Source organism: Amycolatopsis jiangsuensis, from assembly GCF_014204865.1.
Taxonomy (GTDB): domain Bacteria; phylum Actinomycetota; class Actinomycetes; order Mycobacteriales; family Pseudonocardiaceae; genus Amycolatopsis; species Amycolatopsis jiangsuensis.
Map to the genome: position 1 here is coordinate 6355906 of NZ_JACHMG010000001.1, position 17388 is coordinate 6373293.

Genomic DNA, 17388 nt, shown 5'->3' on the forward strand with positions numbered 1-17388 from the left:
GAACACATGTACCTGCGGCGAGTGTTTTGCGGCCTGGCGGCCGTGCTTCTCTCGGCCGGCCTGACGGGGGTCTCCGGAACCGCCGCGGCGGCGGAACCACCACTGCCGGTCAGCGCGGTGACAGCCAGCGACGACGATGGCAACGTCGCGGCCAACACCATCGACGGCGACCTCGGCACCCGCTGGTCGGCCGAAGGTGACGGGGTATGGATCCAGTACGACCTCGGCTCCGCGCAGACCGTCGGGTCGGTCGCCATCGCCTGGCACCAGGGGGACACCAGGCGCAACACGTTCGACGTGCAGCTGTCCGCGGACGCTTCGTCCTGGACCACCGTGCTGCGCGGAGAGGTTTCCAGCGGCAGCACCCTCGAGCCGCAGACCTACGACTTCCCCGACGGAACCGGCCGCTACCTGCGCGTTGTCGGGCACGGCAACACCGGCAACGACTGGACCAGCATCACCGAAACGGCCGTGCAGGGCGCCGGCTCGGAGCAACCGGGAGACGACCGGACCCAGGCGGCGGTGCGCTACGGCTGGGGAACCCCGCTGCCGATCTCGGACGAGTTCGGCTACACCGGTCCGGTGGACCCGCAGAAGTGGGACGTGCCCAAGGGCGACGAGGGCGGTACTGCCGGGTGCTGGGAGGGGCACAGCGGCCACGGCCGCCGGTGCGCCAAGAACAGCACGGTGGCCGACGGCATCATGACCATGCGTGGTGAGGCCGACGGGGACACCGGCTGGCTGGGGCAGAAGGAGGAGCGCCGGTACGGCCGGTGGGAGATCCGGTCCCGTTCGCGCAACACCGGAAGTTCCGGCGAGCTGTACCACGTTCTGCACCTGATCTGGCCGACCTCGGAGAACCGCCACGAGGATGGCGAGTACGACTGGGTCGAGTACTCCGATCCCGGCGCGCAGTGCCTGCAGGCGTTCCTGCACTACCCGCAGAGCCCGTCGGACGAGAAGGAACACGAAGAGCAGTGCCCGGTCGACATGACCCACTGGCACAACTTCGCGTTCGAATGGACCGAGGACGGGCTGGTCGGCTACGTCGACGGCGAGGAGTGGTTCCGGCGGTCCGGCGGTGCCGGTTCCGACCGCGGCGACATCCAGGACATGCCCTCGGGTCACCTGAACATCCAGCTCGACAACTTCACCGGCGAGAGCGGCCTGCGTCCCGCGGTCTTCGAAGTCGACTGGGTCCGCGTCTACTCCTGAGCAATCTGTTGTGGGAACGAGAAGTGAGGAACGATGAAAAGAGCTTGTCTCGCGGTGGCGACCGTGGCGCTCACGGCCGGACTGGTGGGCTTCTCCGGAACCGCCGCGCTGGCCGCCGGGGCACCGTTGAAGATCGAGACGGTGACGGCCGGCGGGGACGACGGCAACGTCCCGGCGAACACCCAGGACGACGACCTGGAGACCCGGTGGTCCGACGAGGGTGACGGAGCGTGGATCCAGTTCGACCTGGGCTCCGCGCAGACCGTCGGATCGGTGTCGCTCGCCTGGCACCAGGGCGACACCCGGACCACGAGCTTCGAGGTCCGGCTTTCCGGCGACGGTTCTTCGTGGACCACCGCGGTGCCCCGCCGGAACAGCAGCGGCAGCACTTCCCAGCTGGAGAACTACGACTTCGCCGACGAATCCGCGCGCTACGTTCGCGTGGTCGGTTACGGCAATACGGTGAACGACTGGACAAGCATCACCGAAGCGCGGGTGAACGGGGCCGACGGAGGCGGTGGCGGGAGCGACTGTGCCAATCCGGCCGACGTGCTGGACCTCCAGAACTGGTACCTCGGCCTGCCGATCGGCGAGAAGGAGCATCCGCAGAACGTCAAGCAGCCGGAGCTGGCGACGTATTCGGTCGACCCGTGGTTCCGCGCCACCGACGACTGCACGGCGGTGCAGTTCCGGGCCGCGGTCAACGGCGTGACCACCAGCGGATCCGACTACCCGCGGTCGGAACTGCGGGAGATGACCGACTCGGGCAAGGAGGAGGCCAGCTGGTCCTCGACCTCGGGCACGCACACCATGGTGATCGACGAGGCCATCACCGCGGCTCCCGAGGGGCGGCCCAACATCGTCGCCGGTCAGATCCACGGCAGCGACGACGACCTCTCGGTGTTCCGGCTGGAGGGCAGCAAGCTCTACGTCACCGACGAGGACGAGAAGCACACGCTGCTGACCAGCGACTACGAGCTGGGTACCCGGTTCCAGGCGAAGTTCGTGGTGAGCGACGGAAAGATCAAGGCCTACTACAACGGAGACCTGAAGGCCACGCTCTCGAAGAAGTTCAGCGGCGCCTACTTCAAGGCCGGGGCCTACACCCAGGCCAACTGTGAGAAGACCTCGCCCTGCAGCGACAGCAATTACGGCGAGGTGAAGATCTACGATCTGGATGTTTCCCACGAGTAGGACGAGATCGAGGTGTCCCGGTCGCCGCGGACAATAGTGTGCGCGGGACGAAACCGCTAAACTACCCGGTGTGCGAACGGGGGACGTCGTCGGCGACCGATACCTGCTCGAGGACGCTCGAGGGGCAGGTACCGGTGGCATCGTCTGGACGGGGTTCGACCGGAAGCTGAAGCGGACCGTGGCCCTCAAACGGCCGCACGCGCTGGCCAGCCAGGCCGACCGGCTGCAGTTCCGGCAGGAGGCCGAGATCGCGGCGAGGGTGCACCACCCGAACGTGATCTCGGTCTTCGACACCGTCGACGACGACGAGTGCTGGCTGGTGATGGAGTACTCGCCTGCCCGCGGTCTGGACCAGGTGCTGGCGGCGGGCGGGCCGCTGCCGGCCGGGCGGGTGGCGCGGATCGGCGCGCAGATCGCGGCCGCGCTGTCGGCCGTGCACGCCCGCAACATCGTGCACCGGGACGTGAAGCCGGGCAACATCCTCGTCGACGACCAGGATTTCGCGCAGCTCACCGATTTCGGCATCTCCGTATGGCGGCAGGTGACGTGGACCGGCGACGGGTCCTTCAGCGGCACCGCCGGCTACGCCGCCCCCGAGGTGGTCGCCGGCCGGCCGGCGACCACGGCGTCGGACGTGTTCTCCCTCGGCGCGACCCTCTTCGCCGCGCTCGAGGGCACCTCGCCGTTCGGCACCGGCGCGCCGGGCGAGGTGCTGAAGCGGGTGGGCGGCGGCGAGCTGCTGCCGTCACCCCACGCGGGCCCGCTCGCCCCGCTGCTGACGCGGATGCTGGCGCTGGAGCCGCGGAAGCGGCCGACCGCCGAGGAGGCGCACGGGCAGCTCCGGGAACTCGGCGGTGCCGCGGCGGCGCCCTCCCCGGTGGTCCGGCCGGTCGTCACCGGACGCCCGTTCTGGCGCCGTCCGCGGTACCAGGCGCTCGCCGCCGCGGCGGTGGTCGCCGGCATCTGCGCCGCGGTGTTCCTCCGGACGGACCAGCCGCAGCCCGGAACGAGCCAGGCAGCGGCGTCGGTCACCGACTTCGTCGGCGACGAGCGGACGGTCGACCCCTGCGCGCTGCTCGACCGGAAGGTGCTGGAGCAGTTCGGCCCGACGGAGCTGCAGAGCACCCGCGGGAACTTCAACCGCTGCGACGTCATGGTCAACAGCGGCGCCCAGGACTCGGTGGACGTCGAGGTGCAGCTGGTCAGCCGCTCGGCGAACGAGGTGCCGGGCGGACCGGCCGAGGTGATCGTCGAGAAGCCCACGGACAGTGACGAATGCGACCGCAGCATGGTGCTCGATCGCGAGTACGCCGTACGGATCACCGCGAGCATGCCCAATCCTCCGGCGAACCTGTGCACCATCGCCGACGCGGCGGTGGAGGTGGTGCGCGACCACGTCACCGACGGCGGGGGGCTGCTCCCGCGCCGGTCGGTCGCCTTCCCCGCGGATTCGCTGGCCCTGCTCGACGCCTGTGCCCTGCTGGACGCCGGGGCGCTGGCCGAACTGCCCGCGATCGACCCGCGATCCGCGCAGCCCGACTTCGGCAACTGGTCGTGCAAGTGGTTCGGCGGGGAAGGTGCGGCCCAGGTCCACCTCCGTTACGACCAGCACGTCGCCGGGGACAAGATCGGCGGGGAGCCGACTCCGCTGGGCAGCCACACCGCCTACGTCCGGCGGGACGTCGACTCGGGCACCAGCTGCACGGTCACCGTGCCGCAGCAGAGCCGGCAGTGGCGTGCCGTCGTCGACCTGATGGTGCTCACGGTGAAGGGTGACCGGCCCGGCGACGAGTACTGCCCCGTCGCGACCCGGTTGTCGGCCGCGGCCGCCGCCGGGCTGCCGCACTGACCGCGCGTACTGGGAGGGGTCCCAGCGCGGCGCGGGAAGACTGACCGCAGCACAGCGCAGGACCCCGAGGAGGTGGGCATGAACCACGAAAGCCTGGCCCGTGGCGTGCCCAGGGCCGTTCCCGGCGCGGTCGTCGCGTTGTCGTTGTCCGGGAAGCTCGTTCTCGGGCCCGCGGAAGGCCGCACCATCCGGTTCGGCCGCAACCGCCCCGCCGTCGAGGTCTGCGTGGGCGAGACGGACCTGCAGGTCAGCCGCACCCACGGCACCCTGACCCATCTCGACGGCCAGTGGTGGGTCCGCAACACCGGACGGCTGCCGATCCGCCTGCCACGCACGCGCCTGCTGTTCCGGGACGAGGATCCGGTGCCGCTGCAGGAGGGCTACACCCCGCTGTTCGTGCGCGGGTCACGCGACCGTGAGCATCTGCTCGAGATGTACGTGGTGGGCTGGAACGGCGGTCAGCCCGCGGCACAGCACGACGCGGAGACCCAGCCGCGCAAACGCTGGCACCTGAGTCCCGAGGAGCAGCTGGTGCTCGTGGTGCTCGGGCAGCGTTATCTGCTGCACGAGTCGAACCCGCAGCCGATCTCCCGGCAGCATGCCGCGGAAATCCTCGCCGACCTGCAGCCGGAGGTCAACTGGCGCGCCAAACGGGTCGAGCACGTGGTGGCCGAGGTCCGCGCGCGGCTTTCGGCACGCGGGGTGCACGGGCTGGTCCGCGACGAGGTCGGGGAGCCGGTGGGCAACGCCCTCACCGACAACCTGCTGCGCGAGCTGGTGCTGTCCACGACGCTGGTACCGACCGACCTGGTCATGCTCGACACTCTGCCCGGCTAGTGCCGTGCCGGTGGTGGTGACCGCTTCCGGCCAGTGACCCCCGCGGCGGCCGTGGCACGCGGAGCATGGCGGCACCATGAAACGATTCGTCGCCCTGCTCGCGCTCGTGCCGGCCTTGCTGGCGTCGGTGCCGCCGCTCGCTGATGCCGCGCCGCCCGCGGGCGCGTGTACCAGTGCGGAGTCCGCGCATTCGGTGATCGTGCCGGAGCCGTGGGCACAGCAGCTGTTCGATCCGAAACGGGTGTGGCCGCGCAGCACCGGTTCCGGCGTGCTCGTCGCGGTCGTCGACTCCGGCGTCGACTCGGACCATCCGCAGCTGCGCGCGCCGGGCAAAGTGTTGCCAGGCAGGGATTTCTTCTACGCCGGTGCGCTGCCCGGCAACTACGACTGCGTGTCCCACGGCACCGCGGTCGCCTCAATCATCGCGGCCGATCCGGTGGCAGGCGTGGGGTTCGCGGGAATCGCGCCGGGAGCGCGGATCCTGCCGGTGCGGATCACCGACCGTGCGCTGAACGACGGTGGCGAACCGCAGCCGATCGACCCGGAGGCCGTCGGCAAGGGCATCCGCTACGCCGCCGACCAGGGTGCGAAGGTGATCAACCTTTCGCTGTCGGGTTACCGCGATCTGCCCGCCATCCGGGACGCGGTCCGTTACGCACAGTCCCGGGACGCACTGATCGTCGCGGCGGCGGGAAACCGGCAGCAGGACTTCGCCGGTTCCGCCTCGTTCCCGGCCGGTTATCCCGGGGTGCTGGGGGTCGGCTCGATCGACATCGCCGGTGCACGGGACGACAGTTCGCAGATCGGTGGCTATGTCGACGTGATGGCGCCCGGCAAGAGCGTGGTCGCGGCGACTCGCGCCGGTGGGCACGATTACTGGGAGGGCACCAGTTTCGCCACGCCGTTCGTCGCCGGCACTGCCGCGCTCGTACGGTCGGCTTGGCCCTCGCTGGACGCGCAGCAGGTGGCGCAGCGGTTGACTGCCACCGCAGCCGTCGCACGCGGCGGCGCGGGCAGCCCTGCTTACGGCGCAGGCATTCTCGACCCGTACCGCGCGGTGACCGAAGGACTTTCCGGCGCGCCCGCCGTACTTCCTGCGGTGGCGCCGCAGGCCGTCGACGTCGCCGCCGAACGGGAGCACGCGTGGTGGGCGCGGACCGGTTCGACGGCGAAGCTCGTTGCTGCTGCATTGGTTCTGGCAATTCTGCTCGCCGTTCTCGGCACCGCGGTCGCCACTCGCGGACGCCGCCGGCGCTGGCGGGCCGGGCGGTCGGCGGCCACCCCGCGCACCGTCGCACGCGAGGAACCACCCGAGGAGATGTTCCTGTTCCCGCCGCCCGCGGTGGAGCGTCCGCAGTCCTGATCGACCCACTGGAGGAAGCATGAAACGCTGGTTCGCCGGAGCACTGCTGGTGGCGGCCTTGGCGGGCTGCTCACCGGAACCGCCCAGCGCGCCGCCGGTGACGCTGCCCGCACCGTCCTCGTCGTTCCATTCGATGTTCTCGAGCACCCCGGCCACGCCGAGCACGAGCAGCCCGGCCACGACCGCCGGCCCGGCGCTGACCTCGCAGCCGATGACCGCCGCCGACGGCCGGAAAACGTCCGCCTGCCGCGACGGTTCCTGCGAGATCCTGGTGACCGCGGGCACCAGCGTGCCGTTCACCACGTACAACGGGTCGGGTTCGGCGATGGTGGACAGCGTGGGCCCGGAGGGGATCGTGCTCACCGTGTCCGCCGGCATCAGCGGGCAGTTCACCTCCGGGCCCAGTGCGGGTCAGTTCGCCGAGCTCAACGACGTGAAGTTCGTCCTGGCCGCCGCCCGCGCTGGCCGCGGGGTGCTCCGGCTGACCCGCGGTTGACCGGTGCGGGTTTCCGGTCAGCGCGGGTTTCCGGTCAGCGTGACGGGCGGATCAGCTCGTCGGCGACCCACTGCGCGACCCCGGCCGGGTAGGAATCGGGCAGCGTCAGGATCACGTGGCGGATCCCGGCGTCGATGGCTTCCCCGATCGAGGCCCGGGTGGCGCCGGGGTCGTCGTAGGAGACCGGGAGCGGGATCGAGCGGGTGATTTCCGCGGGGTCGCGGCCGATTTCGGTGCAGTAGCGGTCCAGCAGCTTGTTGCGGCTCATGATGTCGTCCATGTCGCCGCCGGCGATGTTGCAGATGTCCGCGTGCTGCGCGGCCACCCGCAGCGTGGCGGAGGCCCGTCCGCCGACGACGATCGGCGGATGCGGCCGTTGCACCGGCTTCGGATTGCTGTACGCACCGGTGAGCTGGACCTGCTCGCCGTCGAAGTCGAACGGCTCGTCCTCGGTCCACAGCCTGCGGATCACGGTGCAGGCTTCGGCGAACCGCTGCACGGCGTCGCGGGTTTCCAGGTACGGCAGGCCGTTCGCCTCGTACTCGCGACGGGCGAAGGAAACGTCCGGCCGCGAGCCCACGCCGATGCCGAAGTCGAGCCTGCCGCCGGACACGATGTCCACGGTGGTGGCGATCTTGGCCAGCAGCGCGGGCGGGCGGATCCGGTTGCTGGTGACGAGCAGCCCGACGCGCAGCCGGTTGGTCCGCGCGGCGAGCGCGGACAGCATGGTCCAGCCCTCGAAGATCGGTCCTTCGAGGTCGCCGGTGATCGGCATGAGGTGGTCGAACAACCAGGCGTGCGCGATCTCCGGGATCGCGTCGGCCTCCAGCCAGACTCGCTGGAGATCGTCGTAGCTGACGTTGGAGGGGACGGTCAGGATGCCGAAAGTGGTGTCGGGCATGGGTTTTCCCTTTCTTGCGTGGATCGATGCGCCCACGCGGGCCGCTGCCGCGGGGTCCTCGCCGGTCGTCTCGGCCACGCCCTCGTCCGGCGGCTCCGGCTCTGGCAGAATGGAGAAGTGGAACGTTGCTCCGCCAACGATACGGAGCAATGTTCCGCTTCGCAACCCCGGCAGGAAGGAACGACGTGATGCACGACGACGGCAAGGGGACCACCCGCCCCCGGCGCGCCGCGCGGAAGTCGGGAGACGCGGGTGGGAAGCCGGGCGCAGTCCGGAAATCGGGCGCCGCAGGTGAGCCGGGCGCCGCGCGGAAGCCGGGCGCAGTCCGGAAATCGGGCGCCGCAGGTGAGCCGGGCGCCGCGCGGAAGCCGGGCGCGGTCCGGAAATCGGGTGCTGCCGGGGAGCCGGGCGCCGCGGCGCAGCGTTCCGATCGTGCTGCCGCGGCCGCTTCCGGGCAGGTCGAGGGGGCCGCGGCCAGGTCCGGGACCACGCCTGTCCGTTCGAAGCGTGCTGATGCCCGGCGGAACGAGAAGACCCTCCTCGACGCGGCCGCCGCGGTGTTCGTCGCGGGTGGGGTGGATGCGCCGGTCCGGGACATCGCCGCGCGGGCCGGGGTGGGGATGGGCACCGTCTACCGGCATTTCCCGACGCGGGCGGACCTGATCATCGCCGTCTACCGGCACCAGGTCGAAGCCTGCGCCGAGGCGGGGCCGGTGCTGCTCGCGGACAGCGCGAGCCCGTACGTGGCGCTCACCGCGTGGATCGACCGGTTCGTCGACTTCCTCGTCACCAAGCACGGGCTCGCCGGCCGGTGGAAATCCGACGAGGGCGGCTTCGACGCCTTGCACGCCTACTTCCTCGACCGGCTCGTGCCGGTGTGCGCCGAACTGCTCGACGCGGCCGTGGCGGCGAACGAGATCGAGACCGACCTGGCCGCGCTCGAACTCATGCGCGGCGTCGGGAACCTCTGCATCGGTGCCGAAGACGCGCGTTACGACGCGCGCCGGCTGGTGGCCGTTCTCCTCGCGGGACTGCGCCGGCGGCCGTAGCGACGGGTGGGCGCGTCATCCGGCCTGTCGTCACGTGATCCTCCGGCCGGACGGGCGCTCAGCCGTTCCCGACTACCTGCAGCAGCACGATCATCAGCAGGAACACGATGCCGAAAGCCTGCGCGACCGCGGTCCACGTCGGTGGCTGCTCGCCGTTCTTCCGTGCCGCTCGGGCCTTGAACGACGCGGGCAGGAACAGCGCCAGGGCGAGGGGCACCAGGATCAGCGTCAGCCAGTCGACCGTCACCGGATTCATCGTGGCTACCTGTCTTTCTCGTCGTGAACGGAGTACGGCCATCGTCCACGCAGGCGAAGGCCGTCCGGGGCTGATGACCTTCTCCTGCCACGGAAAGGGCCCTTCGCCGTGGCGCGGTGGCGAAGGGCCCCGGGGAATCCACTGTGGACTAGATGCTGACGCCGCCCACCCGCGCCTTGGCGGAGGCGAGTGCCTGCTGCAGCTCGCCGTTGGCCTTGACCACGCCGCCACGCAGCGCCTGCAGCATGTCCTGCTGCGCGGTGGAAACCTGCTGCCACGCCTGGTTCACCTCGGTGAACTGGCCGCCTGCCTGGTCCAGCCAGTCGTTGGCGGTGGCACCGGACGCGGTGCGCCAGGTGTCCATCTCCTGCTGCACCTTGCCGACCGTCGCCATGATCTGCGACGAAAGCTGGTCCAGCTGACCGAAATCGCCCTTGATCAGCATGTCATCCTCCTGCCGGGTTGAGCGCGCCGCCGAACGGGGACATCCCGCCGGCCGCGTGCAGGCCGGACGCGCTGGCCTGGTCGGCCATGTCGTAGGTGTTCGACGAGTACTTGGTGTTCTCGCCCAGGTGGTCGAGTGCCGCGACGAGCCGGTTGATGCCCTGCTCCCAGTTGGCGTGCGCGGCGTCGAACGCCGGCCGCGCGGTGCCCTCCCACTGGCCCTTGAGCGCTTCCACGGTCGGCCGCAGCGTCGCCTGGTGGGACCGGATGTTCGTGGACACCGTGCCGGCCATCTGCGCACCGCGCTGCAGGCTCTCGGTCACACCGTGCAGCTGATCGCCATTCGGCATGGGTGCTCGCTCCTTTCCCGGTTTCCCTTCGGGGTCGGTACACGGGCGCCTCGGGCCCGTGATCCGAAGCTAGCTCCACCGTCGCCGGTCACGGTCCGGCGAGGCCTCTTCCTGCCACCGCGGCCCCGGTGAACCGCCGGGCGGTGATGATCGCCGGGAGGACATCAGGAGGAGGCAGTCGTGGCGACAGTCGTGGTGCGCAGGCCGATGCGCCGCCCGGGACCGGAAATGCCCTCGGGCGAGCTGGTGCTGGACGCGCCTCCCGAGCTGCCCGCCGCGCCCGGCCGAGGGTGGACGCAGGCGCTGATGGTGCTGCCGATGGTGGCCATGATGGCCGCGATGGTGCTGCTGTTCAGCGGGAACGGAACGAGCAGCACGATCCGGTACGTGGTGTTCGGGCTCTTCGGGGTCGCCATCGCCGGGATGATCGTGGTGTCGTTCCTGGGCAGCGGCGGCGCGTCCAAACGCGAGATGGCCCACGCGCGCCGGAGGTACCTGCGCGAGCTCGCCCAGCACCGGATGCGTGTCGCGCGCACGGCCCGCCGGCAACGGGAAGCGTTGTGGTACCTGCATCCCGAGCCGGACGCGCTGTGGTCGGTCGCCGCGAGTCACCGGCTGTGGGAGCGCCGTCGCGGTGACGCGGACTTCGGCGCGGTCCGGATCGGCCTCGGCAGGCAGAGCCTGGCGAAACCGCTCGTGGCGCCGGACACGAAGCCGCTCGAGCAGCTGGAACCGTTGTCGGCACTGGCTTTGCGCCGGTTCATCACCACCTACTCGGCGATCGGCGGACTGCCGCTCGCGCTCGCGGTCGACGGGTTCGCCCGGATCCACTTCGACGGCGACCAGCGGCGCGCGACCGGTCTGGTGCGGGCGATGCTCGCCCAGCTGGCCGTCCTGCAGCCCCCGGACGACGTGCGCATCGCGGTGTGCGCCGGCCCGGACCGGATGGCCGAATGGGACTGGGTCAAATGGCTGCCGCACGCCCAGCATCCGGAGCGCACCGACGCACTCGGTCCGCTCCGCCTGGTCGCGAACTCGATCACCACGCTGGAAGTGCTATTGGAGGACGTACTCGCGAACCGTCCGCGGTTCGATCCGCAGTCCTCAGCCCGGGCGTCCGGCCCGCATCTCGTGGTCGTGCTGGACGGCGGTTCGTTCGCCGGGTCGGATCACCTGATGACCCTCGGCGGCGTCGAGGGCGTCACGCTGCTCGACCTCACCACGGTGCCGCCGGGCACGCCGGAGCCGACCGTCCTCGTGCTCGACCTCGGCCCGGACGGCACCCTGACCAACGACACCGGCGAGGCCGAAACTGTGCTGGGGCAAGCGGATCGGCTGCCAGTCGCGGCCGCCGAGGCGCTGGCCCGGCAGCTGGCGCCACTGCGGCTGACCGCGGCCAGCCGCGGGGAACAGCCGCTCAGCGCCGAGCTCGGCCTGGAGAGCCTGCTGGAGTTGGGAGATCCGTTTGCTTTCGATCCTGCCGACACCTGGCTGCCGCGGCCCAGCCGCGATCGGCTGCGGGTGAGGTTCGGCATCCGCCCGGACGGCACTCCGATCGAACTGGACCTCAAGGAGTCCGCGCAGGACGGCATGGGCCCGCACGGGTTGCTGATCGGTGCGACCGGATCCGGCAAGAGCGAGCTGCTGCGGACACTGGTGCTCGCGCTGGCGATCACGCACCCGCCGAACACGCTGAACTTCGCGCTGATCGACTTCAAGGGCGGCGCGACGTTCACCCGGCTCGACAGGCTGCCGCACACCAGTGCCGTGATCACGAACCTCGCCGAGGAACTGCCGCTGGTCGACCGTATGACGGAAGCGATCAACGGCGAGCTGATCCGGCGGCAGGAACTCCTGCGCGCGGCTGGGAACTTCTCCTCGTTGCGGGACTACGAAAAGGCTCGCAACGCCGGAGCGCCGCTGCCCGAGGTGCCGACGCTGCTGGTGGTGTGTGACGAGTTCAGCGAGCTGCTGTCCGCTCGGCCGGACTTCATCGACATGTTCGTCCAGATCGGACGCGTCGGCCGGTCGCTCGGCGTGCACCTGCTGCTCGCGTCGCAGCGGCTGGAGGAAGGCCGGTTGCGTGGCTTGGACACGCATCTGTCCTATCGGATCGGGCTGCGCACGTTCTCCGAGATCGACAGCAGGGTCGTGCTGGGCGTGACCGACGCGTTCACGCTGCCACGCGCGCCCGGACACGGCTTCCTGAAGTTCGGTGACGAGCCGATGGTCCGGTTCCGCTCGGCCTACGTGTCCGGAGTGCACACCGCGGGTGCTGCACCGCCGGCGAAGGGGCCGGTCGAGCTGCCCGGAATGCAGGTCTATTCGACCGCTTATGTCGCGCCGCCGGCCGACGACGTCCCCGAGGATCCTCCAGCGGAGGATCCGGACGAGGCGATCGGTGAAAGCCTAATGGACATCCTGGTCGACCGGTTCACCGGCCGCGGCGTTCCTGCTCACCAGATCTGGCTTTCCCCACTCGCTGAGCCACCTACTTTGGACGGTCTGCTAGGGACGGCCGAAGTGGACGTCGAACGCGGACTTCAAGCTGGAGAACAAGATCTGCGTGGTTCGTTGAAGGTCGTCGCAGGTGTCGTCGACCGGCCACTGGAACAACGGCGTGACCCGCTGGTGCTGGACCTCTCCGCCGCGGCGGGGCATGTGGTCGTCACCGGTGCGCCGCGGTCGGGCAAGAGCACCGCACTCCGGTCGATCATCACTTCGCTGTCCCTCACGCACACTCCGCGCGAGGTGCAGTTCTACTGTCTGGACTTCGGCGGCGGATCGCTGTCCTCGCTGCGAGGGCTGCCGCATGTCGGCGGGGTCGCGGGCCGGCAGAACGTCGGTGCGGTGAGGCGGACCGTCGCCGAACTGTCCACTGTGCTCTCCGGCCGGGAGCGTCGATTCGCCGAGGACGAAGTGGACGGCATGGCGGCCTACCGGCAACTCCATCCCGAAGACGACCGCTACGGTGACGTGTTCCTGGTCGTGGACGGCTGGTCCACTCTGCGCAAGGACTTCGAGGACCTGGAGGACGTCGTCGGCGCGATCGCCGCACGCGGCCTCGCCTACGGAGTCCACATCATCGCGACCTGCTCACGGTCCTTCGACTTGCGACCCAATGTGCGTGACCTGTTCGGCAGCCGGATCGAACTCCGGCTCGGCGACCCCATCGACACCGCTGTGGACCGGACGAGCGCGCTGAACGTGCCGGAGAACTCGCCCGGTCGGGGTATCACGAGCAGTGGGTACCAGTTGCTGATGGCGCTGCCGCGAGCGGACGGTCGCGACAGCGTCGACGACTTGCCGACGGGAGTGTCCACTTTGGTCGCTGCGGTGCGTGCCGCGTGGCAGGGCGAGCCCGCGCCGAATGTCCGCCTGCTGCCGGCGAAACTGGTCTACGAGGCGTTGCCGCCGCGCGACGATCCGGCCGCCCACCAGCTCACCATCGGCATCGCGGAACAGGACCTCGCACCCGTGCAGCTCGATTTCGCCGCGGACGCGCATCTGCTGCTGCTCGGCGACGCGGATTCCGGCAAGACCGCGTTCCTGCGCGCGCTGGCCCGGCGGATCACCGAGTCCTACCTCCCCGGGCAGGCCCGGATCCTGCTCGTGGACCACCGTCGTGGCCTGCTCGGGGAGGTCGGCCAGGACCATCTCCTCGGCTACGGAACCGATCTCGCCACCACCACCCGGCTGATGAACGACGCGGCCCGCGCGATGGCCGATCGGCTGCCCGGCCCGGACGTGACGCCGGAACAACTGCGGGCCCGCAGCTGGTGGCAGGGGCCGGAACTGTTCGTGCTCGTCGACGACTACGACCTCGTCGCCTCGGCGATGGAGAACCCGTTCCTGCCGCTCATGGACTACCTCGCCCAGGGACGCGACATCGGGCTGCACGTGGTGCTGACCCGCCGGACCGGCGGCGCCGGGCGGGCGTTGTTCGAGCAGTTCCTCGCGCGGGTGCGTGACATCGGTTCGCCGGGCCTGATGCTGTCCGGCGATCGCGAGGAGGGCCCGCTGTTCGGCGGGCTCAAACCCGAGACCCTGCCGCCCGGGCGCGGCAGGCTGATCACTCGCCGCGACGGGGCCCGGCTGCTCCAGCTGGCCTGGCTGCCGCCGCGTGAGTGAGCCGTAGTGCCGAGATTCTCGTAAGGAGGCGGAAAATGGCACAGGAACTGAGCGGGATCACCGATGCGATGATGAAGTTCAACCCCCAGCCCCCGACGGGCGGACTGGGTGGTGGCAGTGCGGGTGCGACCGGCGCGAGTGGCGGTATGCCGGAGGGTGCCGCGTTCGCGCAGGCCGAGCAGCAGTCCGCGCAGGAGGTGCAGAAGTTCCTCGAGAACGTCAAGAAGGGCTTCGGGGCGTACGCCTCGATCGCCCGCACATCCGCTGACGACTATCTGCGGGCCGATCAGTCCGGGAAGTCCCCGATCGCGAAGGCGGGGGACCTCTCGCCGGTGAAACCGGGGGTTCCGCGATGAGTTACAGCGGGACGGCGTTCCCCCAGCAGGCACAGATGATGGCAGCGACCGCGCCGCTGGCCGGGGTCGCGCAGCAGGCCGCCGAGATGTGGAAGCAGGCGAAGACCCAGCTCACCGGCGCTTCGTCGTCGCTGCAACAACACCTCAAGGCACTCGAACCGGAGTGGACCGACGAGGCGGGCGGGCAGCTGCAGCAGCGCGGCGGACGCAGCCGCGCGGACATCGACTCGTGGACGACTGGGATCGACCAGACGGTACAGGCGCTCGGGCAGCTTTCCGGGGCGATCACCAGTACCGGGCAGTGGTTCCAGCAGATGACCCAGTTGATGCAGCAGAACCCGCTGGTCGCGGCCCTGTTCATGGAGCAGCTGGGGCAGCTGGGCGGGCAGCGGCTGGATCAGCTCGCCGAGCAGTTCCGGACCGCCACCGAGGCCGTCCGGAACACCAAGGGCAACGACTGGAGCGGTCCGCTCGGCGGCGGCGGTTCGTCGACCACTTCGTCTGGTGGTCGCTCTTCGGGCGGTGGTCAGCAGGGAGGTTCCGCGAGTGGCGGTGGCTCCTCATCCGGCGGTGATCAGGCGGGTGGCGACCAGGGCGAGCAGTCCGGTGGCGAGTCGGGTGATGACGCATCGGGCGGTGACGCATCGGATGGTTCGGACACCCAGCTGCCCGGGGACGAGTCACTGGTACCGGATCCGGGCAGCGGCGACCCGTCGTTGTCCGGGCTGGGGAGCGCGCCGGCACCGATCGCGCCACCGACCCTCCCGCCGCTGCCGGCCGGTCCCGCGCCGTCGCTGCCCGGCGGGCTCGCGATGCCGATGCCCGGGCTCGGCGGCATCGGTGGGCTGGGCGGCGGGTTCGGCGGCGTGCCCGGGGTGAAGCTGGGCGGCGGTGCGAAACAGCTCCCGCAGGCGGCGTTCCCGGTGACACAACAGACCACCGTGCCCACCAGCGGCGAGGCCCCGAGGGTCGAGGAGGTCCCGCCGCCCCGCCCACCCGGCGGCAGCAGTGGTGGTGGCATGCCGATGACGCCGATGTCCGGGCTGGCCGGCGCGGCAGGCGGTGGCGGTGGAGCGCCGGGTTCCGGTGCAGTGCACCACGTACCGGCCGGCCGAGGTGCCCGCCGCACCGCTCCGCCGGGCCTGCCCGCGGCACTGCGCGGCAAATCTGGCCGGACCGATCCGGCAGCCTTCGCCCCGCTGGCCCGTACGGCACGCCGAGACCGTGCCGACGACGGTGGCAAGGTCGAATTTCTCGCAGAGGACCTGTGGCAGGTAGACGAATCGGGCGCGAGCGCACTCGATCAGCCCACCCGGCCACGCCGTCCCACGCGCTGAGCACATGCGCAGCGGCACCACCGGCCCGCCCGGTGGTGCCGCTTCTTTCCCGCCAGGGCGCGGAATCCTGCGGAATGCCACAGCGGCGGTACCTTCGCGGTGTCGTCGTTGTGGTTCGCGTGTTTGCGGTCAGTATTGCCGTGCCGCCGTTGTGGTTCACGCGCCTGCTGTTACCACTGCCGCATCGCCGTTGTGGTTCATGCGTCCGCCGTCACCACTGCCGCATCGCCGCGTCGTGGTCCAGTCCTGGTCCCTGCGGTACCCGGGCCATCAGCGCGGCCGGTATGCGGACCGGTCGGATCCCGGTGTATCCCAGATATCCCAGCACGTCCGCGCTGCCCAGCGGGTAGGCCCGGCCCAGATCGGTCACCACGGCGTAGGTGCCGGCCGGAGCGCGTTCGCTCGCCAGGACTTCGACGACCGCCGCCGTCCCTGGCGGCACCACGACCTGGTCGGCCAGGGCGACGCCGCCGGTGGTGCGGCCCGCGGTGGTCGTCGCCGGTTCGGGGAGGACGGCGTCCACGCTCACCCGGGGCACGAACGACGCCGGGTCGAAGGCCAGGCAGACATGGTCGTCCACGGCCGGGGCGAATTCCGGCCGCGCCGAGGGCAGGTCCCGGCCGGACTTCGCCGGGCGATCGGCGACCTTCGCGCCGCTCAGCTCGATCGGGCTGAGCCGTACCGGGAACGGTTCCGCGCCGCCATAGGCCACGGTGGTCGGGCGGTAGGCGCGCTGGATCTCGTACTCCAGTGGGGAAATCGGTCGAAGCTGCCCACTTTCCGCCAGGTAGTGCTGATTTTCCAGGGCGAGCAGCTGCCCGGCCAGTACGTCCGGGCGTCCGGGCACCGCCTGCGACGGCTTTCCCGCGTCGGGCACCGGGATCGGCAGTACCGGAGCGCCCTCGGGAAGCACGTCGACGACCGCGGCGCCGACCCGGCTGACTGGAGCCGACCCCAGCGCCAGCCCGACGGTGACCGCGTCCTCGGCTGCGATCCGGTGCCGGTACCCGCCGGACACCAGGTATTCGTCACCACTTTCCGGCGTACGCACGAGCAGTCCGCGCTCGCCGAGCGGAGTTCCGCCGGGCGGTTGGTGGCCGGTGAACAAGGCCGACCGGTAGGTGCTCGCGCCGGCGAGGTCGGTGCCGGGCTGGGAGCACAGCGTCCAGCCACCGGTGAGCACGCGGTCCGCGCCGGGAAGGGCGTCCGGCGCGTCCTGGATGCCGATCCGCGGGCCGCGCGGAACGCCGGCGAGCGAATTGGCCGACACCGACGCTGTAGGCGCGTGTGTGCCGAGAGCCAGCAGCGCGGACGCGTAGTTCGCCACTGGGTCGAGTTTGCCGTTGAGGTAGACGTAGCGGGTCCCGGTTTCCTTTTCCACCACCACGGATTTGCCGTCCTGCCAGCTGCGGTCGCCACCAGGGGAGAGTAGTCCGTACACGCCGGCTGCGGCGAGACCGATGACTGCGAGCACGACCCCGCCGACGGCCGCGCCTGAGGGAAGCCGGAACGGTGGCTGTTCCGGGTCGGTTTCCCTGGTCACCAGTGCGGACACCGTGCGCTGCAGCAGGAATTGGTGGGCTTGGAGCCGATCACGTGCGGTGGCCACG

General features: G+C 70.6%; 14 protein-coding genes and 1 pseudogene. 10 read left to right on the top strand and 5 right to left on the bottom strand.

What is annotated here, in order from left to right; all coding sequences use genetic code 11:
• The first annotated feature begins 6 nt into the window (after positions 1 to 6).
• The 6 genes from BJY18_RS28995 to BJY18_RS29020 all read left to right on the top strand — a co-directional run bounded on the left by BJY18_RS28995 (position 7) and on the right by BJY18_RS29020 (position 6954).
• Positions 7 to 1215, top strand: coding sequence for a discoidin domain-containing protein (locus tag BJY18_RS28995; protein ID WP_221458000.1), 1209 nt, complete (start codon positions 7 to 9; stop codon positions 1213 to 1215).
• A gap of 33 nt (positions 1216 to 1248) precedes the next feature.
• Positions 1249 to 2409, top strand: a complete 1161-nt coding sequence (locus BJY18_RS29000) for a polysaccharide lyase family 7 protein (protein ID WP_184783074.1) — start codon at positions 1249 to 1251, stop codon at positions 2407 to 2409.
• A gap of 70 nt (positions 2410 to 2479) precedes the next feature.
• On the top strand, positions 2480 to 4258 hold the full coding sequence (locus tag BJY18_RS29005; protein WP_184783075.1) for a serine/threonine-protein kinase: 1779 nt from the start codon (positions 2480 to 2482) through the stop codon (positions 4256 to 4258).
• Between the two features lie 78 nt (positions 4259 to 4336).
• Positions 4337 to 5095, top strand: coding sequence for an FHA domain-containing protein (locus BJY18_RS29010; protein ID WP_184783076.1), 759 nt, complete (start codon positions 4337 to 4339; stop codon positions 5093 to 5095).
• Between the two features lie 76 nt (positions 5096 to 5171).
• The gene (mycP, locus tag BJY18_RS29015; protein WP_184783077.1) at positions 5172 to 6458 is read left to right on the top strand and encodes a type VII secretion-associated serine protease mycosin; all 1287 of its coding nucleotides are present in this window, start codon (positions 5172 to 5174) and stop codon (positions 6456 to 6458) included.
• A 19-nt stretch (positions 6459 to 6477) separates the two neighbouring features.
• Positions 6478 to 6954, top strand: coding sequence for a lipoprotein (locus tag BJY18_RS29020; RefSeq protein WP_184783078.1), 477 nt, complete (start codon positions 6478 to 6480; stop codon positions 6952 to 6954).
• 34 nt (positions 6955 to 6988) lie between these two features.
• Here the strand turns inward: BJY18_RS29020 and BJY18_RS29025 are convergent, their stop codons facing one another.
• On the bottom strand, positions 6989 to 7855 hold the full coding sequence (locus tag BJY18_RS29025) for an LLM class flavin-dependent oxidoreductase (protein ID WP_184783079.1): 867 nt from the start codon (positions 7853 to 7855) through the stop codon (positions 6989 to 6991).
• Between the two features lie 497 nt (positions 7856 to 8352).
• Between BJY18_RS29025 and BJY18_RS29030 the strand changes: the two are divergent.
• Positions 8353 to 8904: pseudogene (locus BJY18_RS29030) on the top strand (TetR/AcrR family transcriptional regulator); the annotation flags it as partial.
• A 58-nt stretch (positions 8905 to 8962) separates the two neighbouring features.
• Here the strand turns inward: BJY18_RS29030 and BJY18_RS29035 are convergent.
• The 3 genes from BJY18_RS29035 to BJY18_RS29045 all read right to left on the bottom strand — a co-directional run bounded on the left by BJY18_RS29035 (position 8963) and on the right by BJY18_RS29045 (position 9954).
• On the bottom strand, positions 8963 to 9151 hold the full coding sequence (locus BJY18_RS29035) for a hypothetical protein (RefSeq protein WP_184783080.1): 189 nt from the start codon (positions 9149 to 9151) through the stop codon (positions 8963 to 8965).
• Positions 9152 to 9308: 157 nt separating this feature from the next.
• On the bottom strand, positions 9309 to 9605 hold the full coding sequence (locus BJY18_RS29040) for a WXG100 family type VII secretion target (RefSeq protein ID WP_184783081.1): 297 nt from the start codon (positions 9603 to 9605) through the stop codon (positions 9309 to 9311).
• Position 9606: 1 nt separating this feature from the next.
• Positions 9607 to 9954: a WXG100 family type VII secretion target gene (locus BJY18_RS29045; protein ID WP_184783082.1), complete on the bottom strand. Its 348-nt coding sequence runs from the start codon at positions 9952 to 9954 to the stop codon at positions 9607 to 9609.
• 180 nt (positions 9955 to 10134) lie between these two features.
• On the opposite strand from BJY18_RS29045, the gene eccCa reads away from it, so the two are divergent.
• From eccCa to BJY18_RS29060, 3 genes are read left to right on the top strand one after another with little or no spacing between them, the layout of a single operon-like run.
• On the top strand, positions 10135 to 14085 hold the full coding sequence (gene eccCa / locus BJY18_RS29050) for a type VII secretion protein EccCa (protein WP_184783083.1): 3951 nt from the start codon (positions 10135 to 10137) through the stop codon (positions 14083 to 14085).
• 35 nt (positions 14086 to 14120) lie between these two features.
• On the top strand, positions 14121 to 14441 hold the full coding sequence (locus BJY18_RS29055) for a hypothetical protein (RefSeq protein WP_184783084.1): 321 nt from the start codon (positions 14121 to 14123) through the stop codon (positions 14439 to 14441).
• Entirely contained in the window at positions 14438 to 15778 is a 1341-nt protein-coding gene (locus tag BJY18_RS29060) for a WXG100 family type VII secretion target (protein WP_184783085.1), read from the top strand. The genes BJY18_RS29055 and BJY18_RS29060 overlap by 4 nt, the downstream gene beginning before the upstream one ends.
• 211 nt (positions 15779 to 15989) lie before the next feature.
• On the opposite strand, the gene eccB is transcribed toward BJY18_RS29060, so the two are convergent.
• Entirely contained in the window at positions 15990 to 17387 is a 1398-nt protein-coding gene (gene eccB, locus BJY18_RS29065) for a type VII secretion protein EccB (protein ID WP_184783086.1), read from the bottom strand.
• Between the last annotated feature and the right edge of the window lies 1 nt (position 17388).

Bases quoted from the DNA above. Each gene is read 5' to 3' on its own strand.
- BJY18_RS28995 (WP_221458000.1), top strand. From the start codon at position 7: ATGTACCTGCGGCGAGTGTTTTGCGGCCTGGCGGCCGTGCTTCTCTCG.
- BJY18_RS29000 (WP_184783074.1), top strand. From the start codon at position 1,249: ATGAAAAGAGCTTGTCTCGCGGTGGCGACCGTGGCGCTCACGGCCGGA.
- BJY18_RS29010 (WP_184783076.1), top strand. From the start codon at position 4,337: ATGAACCACGAAAGCCTGGCCCGTGGCGTGCCCAGGGCCGTTCCCGGC.
- mycP (WP_184783077.1), top strand. From the start codon at position 5,172: ATGAAACGATTCGTCGCCCTGCTCGCGCTCGTGCCGGCCTTGCTGGCG.
- BJY18_RS29020 (WP_184783078.1), top strand. From the start codon at position 6,478: ATGAAACGCTGGTTCGCCGGAGCACTGCTGGTGGCGGCCTTGGCGGGC.
- BJY18_RS29025 (WP_184783079.1), bottom strand. From the start codon at position 7,855: ATGCCCGACACCACTTTCGGCATCCTGACCGTCCCCTCCAACGTCAGC.
- BJY18_RS29040 (WP_184783081.1), bottom strand. From the start codon at position 9,605: ATGCTGATCAAGGGCGATTTCGGTCAGCTGGACCAGCTTTCGTCGCAG.
- BJY18_RS29045 (WP_184783082.1), bottom strand. From the start codon at position 9,954: ATGCCGAATGGCGATCAGCTGCACGGTGTGACCGAGAGCCTGCAGCGC.
- BJY18_RS29055 (WP_184783084.1), top strand. From the start codon at position 14,121: ATGGCACAGGAACTGAGCGGGATCACCGATGCGATGATGAAGTTCAAC.
- BJY18_RS29060 (WP_184783085.1), top strand. From the start codon at position 14,438: ATGAGTTACAGCGGGACGGCGTTCCCCCAGCAGGCACAGATGATGGCA.